7 protein-coding genes and 2 tRNA genes are annotated in these 7,255 nt (G+C 43.7%); 4 read left to right on the top strand and 5 right to left on the bottom strand.

From position 1 onward, the window contains the following. Positions 1–243 (top strand): hypothetical protein (locus WS40_RS09895; RefSeq protein WP_046441969.1); only part of this gene is annotated, 243 nt, incomplete at its 5' end. Positions 244–410: 167 nt separating this feature from the next. Here WS40_RS09895 and ilvC read toward each other — a convergent pair. The 3 genes from ilvC to ilvB all read right to left on the bottom strand — a co-directional run bounded on the left by ilvC (position 411) and on the right by ilvB (position 3,746). Further along, positions 411–1,436: a ketol-acid reductoisomerase gene (ilvC, locus tag WS40_RS09890; protein WP_041337504.1), complete on the bottom strand. Its 1,026-nt coding sequence runs from the start codon at positions 1,434–1,436 to the stop codon at positions 411–413. Between the two features lie 68 nt (positions 1,437–1,504). After that, positions 1,505–2,002, bottom strand: a complete 498-nt coding sequence (ilvN, locus tag WS40_RS09885; protein WP_022287490.1) for an acetolactate synthase small subunit — start codon at positions 2,000–2,002, stop codon at positions 1,505–1,507. Between the two features lie 118 nt (positions 2,003–2,120). Beyond that, a complete protein-coding gene (gene ilvB, locus WS40_RS09880; RefSeq protein ID WP_046441966.1) occupies positions 2,121–3,746 on the bottom strand; it encodes a biosynthetic-type acetolactate synthase large subunit in 1,626 nt (541 codons plus the stop codon). Between the two features lie 245 nt (positions 3,747–3,991). Here ilvB and WS40_RS09875 point away from each other — a divergent pair. Together WS40_RS09875 and WS40_RS09870 are read left to right on the top strand one after the other, a co-directional pair. After that, positions 3,992–4,080 (top strand) — tRNA-Ser (locus WS40_RS09875). 22 nt (positions 4,081–4,102) lie between these two features. Further along, positions 4,103–4,192 (top strand) — tRNA-Ser (locus WS40_RS09870). Positions 4,193–4,303: 111 nt separating this feature from the next. On the opposite strand, the gene WS40_RS09865 is transcribed toward WS40_RS09870, so the two are convergent. Together WS40_RS09865 and pckA are read right to left on the bottom strand one after the other, a co-directional pair. Continuing rightward, positions 4,304–4,951, bottom strand: coding sequence for a YczE/YyaS/YitT family protein (locus WS40_RS09865; protein WP_242989238.1), 648 nt, complete (start codon positions 4,949–4,951; stop codon positions 4,304–4,306). Positions 4,952–5,072: 121 nt separating this feature from the next. Further along, complete coding sequence (gene pckA / locus WS40_RS09860; protein ID WP_022287493.1) at positions 5,073–6,677, bottom strand: phosphoenolpyruvate carboxykinase (ATP); 1,605 nt, start codon at positions 6,675–6,677, stop codon at positions 5,073–5,075. A 352-nt stretch (positions 6,678–7,029) separates the two neighbouring features. On the opposite strand from pckA, the gene WS40_RS11650 reads away from it, so the two are divergent. Next, positions 7,030–7,255 (top strand): hypothetical protein (locus tag WS40_RS11650; RefSeq protein WP_325208526.1); only part of this gene is annotated, 226 nt, incomplete at its 3' end.

Here is a 7,255-nt window from a genome sequence, read left to right as displayed (position 1 = left end):
ATCACGCCGGAGCTTTTCGCATATGGACTTTGGGTAGAAACTCTGCCATATGACAAAGAGTCCAGCTCCTATGATTTATCCGGACTTGACTTTTCAATATACTTTGAAAAGGATAAGGACGGCAGTGCATATGATGTAACCCAGGTGGATGTCACAGTTGAGGGGGATATGGTTTATTCATACACCACTGATGAGCATGACAGCGTTGAAACTTATGACCAAAATGACAGTGCATTATCTTAACAAAACAATGTTGGTAGCTCGGTTGCTCACTAAACAAAGGTAGAGTTACCGAGCCACAAAATAAAAGCTATGCTCCAAGATAGAGTAGCGAAGTAAAAAAAGAAAAAAGTGACCTGCAAAGTTAATTGCAAGTCGCTTTTCTTTATGCAATAATATTTATCTGCAAATTAGTTGTTGATGAGCTTTTCGTCATCGTTGTTCCAGCTGTAGAGCTTTCTGATCTCCTTACCAACCTTCTCAGAAGGATGCTCAGCGTGGAGCTTTCTCATAGCCTTGAAGTGTACCTGTGAACCTGCGTCAGACATATCAAGGAGGAAGTCCTTAGCGAATGTACCGTCCTGAATGTCAGACAGAACCTTCTTCATAGCCTTCTTAGTGTCCTCAGTAACGATCTTTGGACCTGTGATGTAGTCGCCGTACTCAGCTGTGTTAGAGATAGAATATCTCATGCCCTCGAAACCTGACTGATAGATAAGGTCAACGATGAGCTTCATCTCATGGATACACTCAAAGTATGCGTTTCTTGGGTCATAACCAGCTTCACAAAGTGTTTCAAAACCTGCCTGCATAAGTGCGCAAACACCACCGCAGAGAACAGCCTGCTCACCGAAGAGGTCTGTTTCTGTTTCTGTTCTGAATGTTGTCTCAAGAACACCTGCTCTTGCTCCACCGATACCAAGTGCATATGCAAGTCCGATATCCTGTGCGTTGCCTGTTGCGTCCTGCTCAACTGCGATAAGGCAAGGTGTACCCTTACCAGCCTGATACTCAGAACGTACTGTGTGACCAGGAGCCTTAGGTGCGATCATGATAACATTGACATTCTTTGGTGGTACGATGCAGCCAAAGTGAATGTTAAAGCCGTGTGCGAATGCAAGAGTCTTACCCTCTGTGAGGTATGGCTCGATAGATTTCTTATAAAGTGCAGCCTGCTTCTCATCAGGAATAAGGATCATGATGATGTCAGATGTCTTTGCAGCTTCCTCAGTTGTCATAACTGTAAGACCCTGCTGCTCAGCCTTTGCCCAGCTCTTAGAACCTTCGTAAAGACCTACTACCACGTCAACACCGCTCTCCTTAAGGTTGAGTGCATGAGCGTGACCCTGTGAACCGTAACCGATAATGGCAACTCTCTTACCCTTGAGTACGTTAATGTCGCAATCCTGCTGATAGAATATTCTTGCCTGTGCCATTGTTAATTCCTCCAAATTCAGAAATTTAAGATTTATTTTATGTAGCCTTTCGGCTATATAATCAAAGTTTATTTGCCTGCATTGAATGTGTCAGAGCCTTTCTCTATTGCGATAGTGCCTGTTCTTACCATTTCGATTATTCCGTAAGGTGCTATGACCTCCTCAAATCTGCAAAGGTGAGCGTAAGTGTCGCAAAGCTCCAATGTCATTGTCGTAAGCGTTATATCCATGACCTTAGCCCCTGTGATATCCGCAATAGTCATTATCTCACTGCGTCTGTTTGCGACCGCAGACACCTTGACTATCATAAGCTCTCTTGCGAGATACTCATTAGCCTCAAATGTCTTTACCTTGATGACCTCGATAAGTTTATTGAGCTGTTTCTCGATCTGCTCAACTGTATGCTCGTCACCGTCAGCAACTATCGTTATTCTTGAAACGTCAGGGTCATGAGTCGGACCTACTGCAAGGCTCTCGATATTGAACCCACGTCTTGAAAACAGTCCGGAAATTCTTGATAAAACACCGCTGTGGTTTTCTACAAGAACTGAGATCGTATGTTTCATAAATCAACCTCCATAAGGAAACCTTTCCTTGATTTTTAATTATATCAGCTTATTATTAAGATTTTTTGAACGTAAACGCTATATACTGTAAACGCTACAGATAGTTAAAATATTGGCTTTATAATGTTGGCATATCCTTATCCACAACGACTTCAACAAGGCAAATGCCTTTATGTTCAGCAAGCATTTCGATGCCCTTATCCATAGTATCATCGTCATAAACTCTCATTGCAGGTATGCCATAAGCTTCTGCGAGCTTGATAAAGTCAGGAGAGCCATCAAGAAAAACTGCTGTCTGTCTGTCATGATAGCCGTTTGTCTGAAGCTCTCTTACCATGCCAAGGCGGTTGTTTGTCATTACTACCACCTTTATATCAACGCCGAACTGAACGGCTGTTGCAAGCTCCATGAACGACATCTGAAAAGCTCCGTCACCGCATATAGCAACTGTTGCTCTGCTGTTGTCAGCCATTTTTGCACCTATCGCCGCAGGCACAGAATAACCCATCGTACCCATGCCGCCTGAGGTAAGAAGTCTGCCCTCTTTGCGGAACTTATATTCAGTGCAGGTCCATATCTGATTTTGTCCAACGTCTGCCACAACAGTAACATTGGCAGGCATTTTCTTTGCAAGCCTGTCGATAAACACCCTCGGATTGACAGTACCCTTTGCAGGCTCAACATACTTTCTTTCGCCCCCAAGGGTCTTGATGTGAGCTATCCACTCATCGTGCTTCATAGGCTTTGCAAGCTCCGTCATTTGCTGTAAAACAAGCTTTGCGTCACCAACGAGAGGCAGGTCAGCACCGATATTCTTGCCTATCTCCGCAGGGTCGATATCTATATGTATTATCTTAGTAGTTTTCTCCAGAGCCAAAGGTGTTTTAACGGCTCTGTCGCCAACTCTTGCACCCACAAGGAACAGCACGTCGCACTCGTTCACAGCGGCATTTGCCATTTTAACACCGTGAGTTCCTATCATGCCGCAGAAAAGCTGGTCGTCATCAGGGAAAACAGAAATGCCCATCATAGTTGTGATAACAGGTATCTGCATAAGGTCGGCAAGTTCTCTTATCTCGTTCTCAGCGTGAGCGGCAAAAACACCTCCGCCAATACAGATAAGCGGCTTCTCAGCCTCTTCCAGTGCCGCCATTACACGCCTTACCTGAACGTAGTTGCCCTTTGTGGTAGGCTTATAGCTTCTTATCTCGCACTTTTCAGGGTACTCAAAATCGATAACAGCTTTCTGAACGTCCATAGGGATATCTATAAGCACAGGACCCGGTCTGCCCGTGCCTGCTATATAGAAAGCTTCTTTGAACACTCTCGCAGTGTCCTCAGGGTCTTTGAGAAGATAGCTGTGCTTAACGAACGGCTCAGCCGAGCCTGTAATGTCAGCCTCCTGAAAAACGTCAGATCCTATCTGGTCGGTATTCACCTGACCTGTTATGCACACGATAGGTATAGAATCCGCATAAGCGGTAGCAATAGCAGTAATAAGATTAGTTGCACCCGGACCTGATGTAGCGATACAGACCGCAGGCTTACCTGAAATTCGTGCATAGCCGTTAGCCGCATGACCACCATTAGCTTCCTGTCTCACAAGCACCTGCCTGATGTCGTTTTCAGCATCCAGCAAAGCGTCATAAAAAGGACAGATAGCAGCTCCGGGATAGCCAAAGACGACTTTTACGTTCTCAGCTTTCAAACATTCAACCATAGCCTGACTTACAGTCATCTTCATAATAAAGTCGCCTCCATAAAAAATTTTCTGTATAAATTATCATATAAAGTGATAAAACATACAAAGCTGTGATTTATTATACCATATTTATAAGATTTCGTCAAGTATCGTTAGCATACGAAGGAATATTTATGCTTTAAAAAATTTCTCAAAAAAAATTTGAAAAAGGGGTTGACAAGACAGATGAACTGTGCTATAATAATTAAGTCGCTGAGAGAGAACGACACAAAACAAATAATTAATGTGGACAGGTGTCCGAGTGGTTTAAGGAGCTGGTCTTGAAAACCAGTGATACGGCAACGTACCGTGGGTTCGAATCCCACCCTGTCCGCCACATTTTTTATATATACAGGTTTGCGGATTTACCCAAGTGGTGAAGGGGCTCCCCTGCTAAGGGAGTAGGTCTGGAAACGGGCGCGAGAGTTCAAATCTCTCAATCCGCGCCAGCAAAAGTTTAAGCTTTTGCTTGTATCCGCTTTACTTTATGTAGAGCGGATTTTTTATTATATAAATACACAAACGCCGCAGAGATGTCTGTCCTCTGCGGCGTTTTTTTATTATGCAAGCCCTGCGGCACTTTTCATTCTGTCTTTGAAGAAATGATCGAATACTGCCACGCACCTTCCCACAAGGAGCATTGCCGCCACCGTTCCGATACCGATACCTATTATCCGCTTGTCAAACAGCAGACCTATCACGCAGGCAATGGCAACACACGATGCGTCAAGTATATTCTTGCCAAAGCCCATGTTCTTTCCAAAGGCTTTTCCTATAGCCTGAGCAAGACCGTCGGCTGGATTCGGCACGAACTTCATGGCTATCATCATTGACATTCCAGCACCCGTGCAGATTATCGCTGCTGCCAGATACAGCGTGTTTTGCCACAAATGCCCGAAATTGAAATCAAGCAGCTTTGAAAACATATTCAGCAGCAGGCTGAACACAATGCTGAATGGTATTTGCAGCCAGTCTATAACAGTTCTGTCGCTGCCTTTTATTATCATTTCTATCACAACAAACAGTGCATATGTAGCAAAAGTCACAAGAGAAAAATTCACGTCCCATATACTCGATATGGCAAATGGCACTGATATAATAGTGGATACCCCTAGCCCTGTTTTGATGTTCATAGTTATCCCTGCGGCAAGTATCACAAGCCCCATGGCATATATAGCCGCCCTTGCGGCATAATTCTTCTTTTCCAAACTAAATTCGCCTCCATACCAATTATACCACCTTCATCACACTTTTTCAAGAGCGCAAAAAAGCTGCCGTACCAAAAGGCACAGCAGCTTTTATACTATATAATAGTATCAGAGTTATTGATTATTCCTTTGGACCTGCTGATACAAGAGCCTTACCTGCTGGGTTGCCCTCATACTTAGCAAAGTTCTTAACAAATCTGCTTGCAAGATCCTTAGCCTTTGTCTCCCACTCGGAAGCGTCAGCATATGTGTCACGAGGATCGAGAATTGCAGGATCAACGCCTGGAAGCTCTGTTGGAACTTCAAAGTCAAAGTGTGGTATCTTCTTTGTAGGTGCGTTGAGAATATCGCCGTTAAGAATAGCATCGATGATTCCACGAGTATCCTTGATAGAGATTCTCTTGCCTGTGCCGTTCCAACCTGTGTTTACCAGGTATGCCTTAGCACCGCTCTTCTGCATCTTCTTAACAAGCTCTTCAGCATACTTTGTTGGGTGAAGCTCAAGGAAAGCCTGACCGAAGCAAGCTGAGAATGTTGGTGTAGGCTCAGTGATTCCACGCTCTGTACCTGCAAGCTTTGCAGTAAAGCCAGAGAGGAAGTAATACTGTGTCTGCTCTGGTGTAAGGATAGATACTGGAGGCAGTACACCAAATGCGTCTGCTGAAAGGAAGATAACGTTCTTTGCAGCAGGTGCAGAAGAAATAGGTCTTACAATGTTCTGGATATGGTCGATAGGATAAGATACACGAGTGTTCTCTGTAACGCTCTTATCAGCAAAGTCGATCTTGCCGTTCTCGTCAAGAGTTACGTTCTCAAGAAGAGCATCTCTTCTGATAGCGTTGTAGATATCAGGCTCAGAATCCTTATCAAGGTTGATGACCTTAGCATAGCAGCCGCCCTCGAAGTTGAATACTCCGTTGTCGTCCCAGCCGTGCTCGTCGTCACCGATAAGAAGTCTCTTAGGGTCTGTAGAAAGTGTTGTCTTACCTGTACCGGACAGACCAAAGAAGATAGCTGTGTTCTCACCGTTCTTATCTGTGTTAGCTGAGCAGTGCATTGAAGCCATGCCCTTGAGTGGAAGGAAGTAGTTCATCATTGAGAACATACCCTTCTTCATCTCTCCACCGTACCAAGTGTTGATGATTACCTGCTCACGGCTTGTGATGTTGAACATAACAGCTGTCTCAGAGTTAAGACCAAGCTCCTTATAGTTCTCTACCTTAGCCTTTGAAGCGTTGTATACAACGAAGTCAGGCTCAAAGTTCTCAAGCTCCTCAGCAGTTGGCTTGATGAACATATTTGTTACAAAGTGAGCCTGCCAAGCAACCTCAACGATGAAACGGATAGCCATTCTTGTATCCTTGTTAGCGCCGCAGAATGCGTCAACTACGAAAAGTCTCTTATTTGAAAGCTCCTTGATAGCGAGTTCCTTAACAGACTTCCAAGCCTCCTGTGAAGCTGGGTGGTTGTCGTTCTTGTACTCGTCAGAAGTCCACCAAACAGTGTCCTTAGAATTTTCGTCCATAACGATGAACTTATCTTTAGGTGAACGGCCTGTATAAACGCCTGTCATAACGTTTACTGCGCCAAGCTCACTCTCCTGACCCTTTTCATAGCCTTCGAGTGTTGGCTTTGTTTCTTCCTCGAACAGCTGCTCGTAAGAAGGGTTGTAAACAACTTCTGTAGTTCCGGTGATACCGTACTTGCTCAAATCGATCTTTGACATGTTGCAATAACTCCTTTTCAAAAAAATATCGTTAATAGGCGCTATAATGAAACAGCACACGCCGGCACATTCATTTTCTTTCCTTATTATTAAGCATAAGCTTTGCAGACTTTCATCTGCCCGTTGAAAACACAACGTCAGCGTTTCATGCTGTGCTCCTATTACAGCAATATAATTATACCACATATTTTTCTGAATTGCAAGGGTAAACGCAGATTTTGTGAGCTGATTTTTTACATTTCGTTTAAATCTATAACGATTTTTTATGAATAAATGTAATTTCATGGTATAAAATAGATAATAAAAGATATTGACTATTATCAATAGTTAGTCTGAGCTTGCACGGACGATTTTGCAGTATCAATATAAAATAATTGCATTTTTATGCTTCTTTGCAAAAAAACGCCCCAAATTATGCAGGCAAATTCCGCTTTCCTGCAAACAGAAAAAAGGCAGTCCACAAGGAACTGCCCTTCTCCGAAATATCAACAATAGGGGAGATCTTATTTACTTTTTCTTCTTGGCCATGACCACAGCCGCACCGCTCAGAAGTGCAAGAGCGAATGCTCCTCCAGCAA

The organism is Ruminococcus sp. N15.MGS-57 (genome assembly GCF_000980385.1).
GTDB lineage: Bacteria > Bacillota > Clostridia > Oscillospirales > Ruminococcaceae > Hominimerdicola > Hominimerdicola aceti.
Note: the sequence above shows the minus strand (reverse complement) of the source record. Positions and strands in the feature narration are given on the sequence as shown.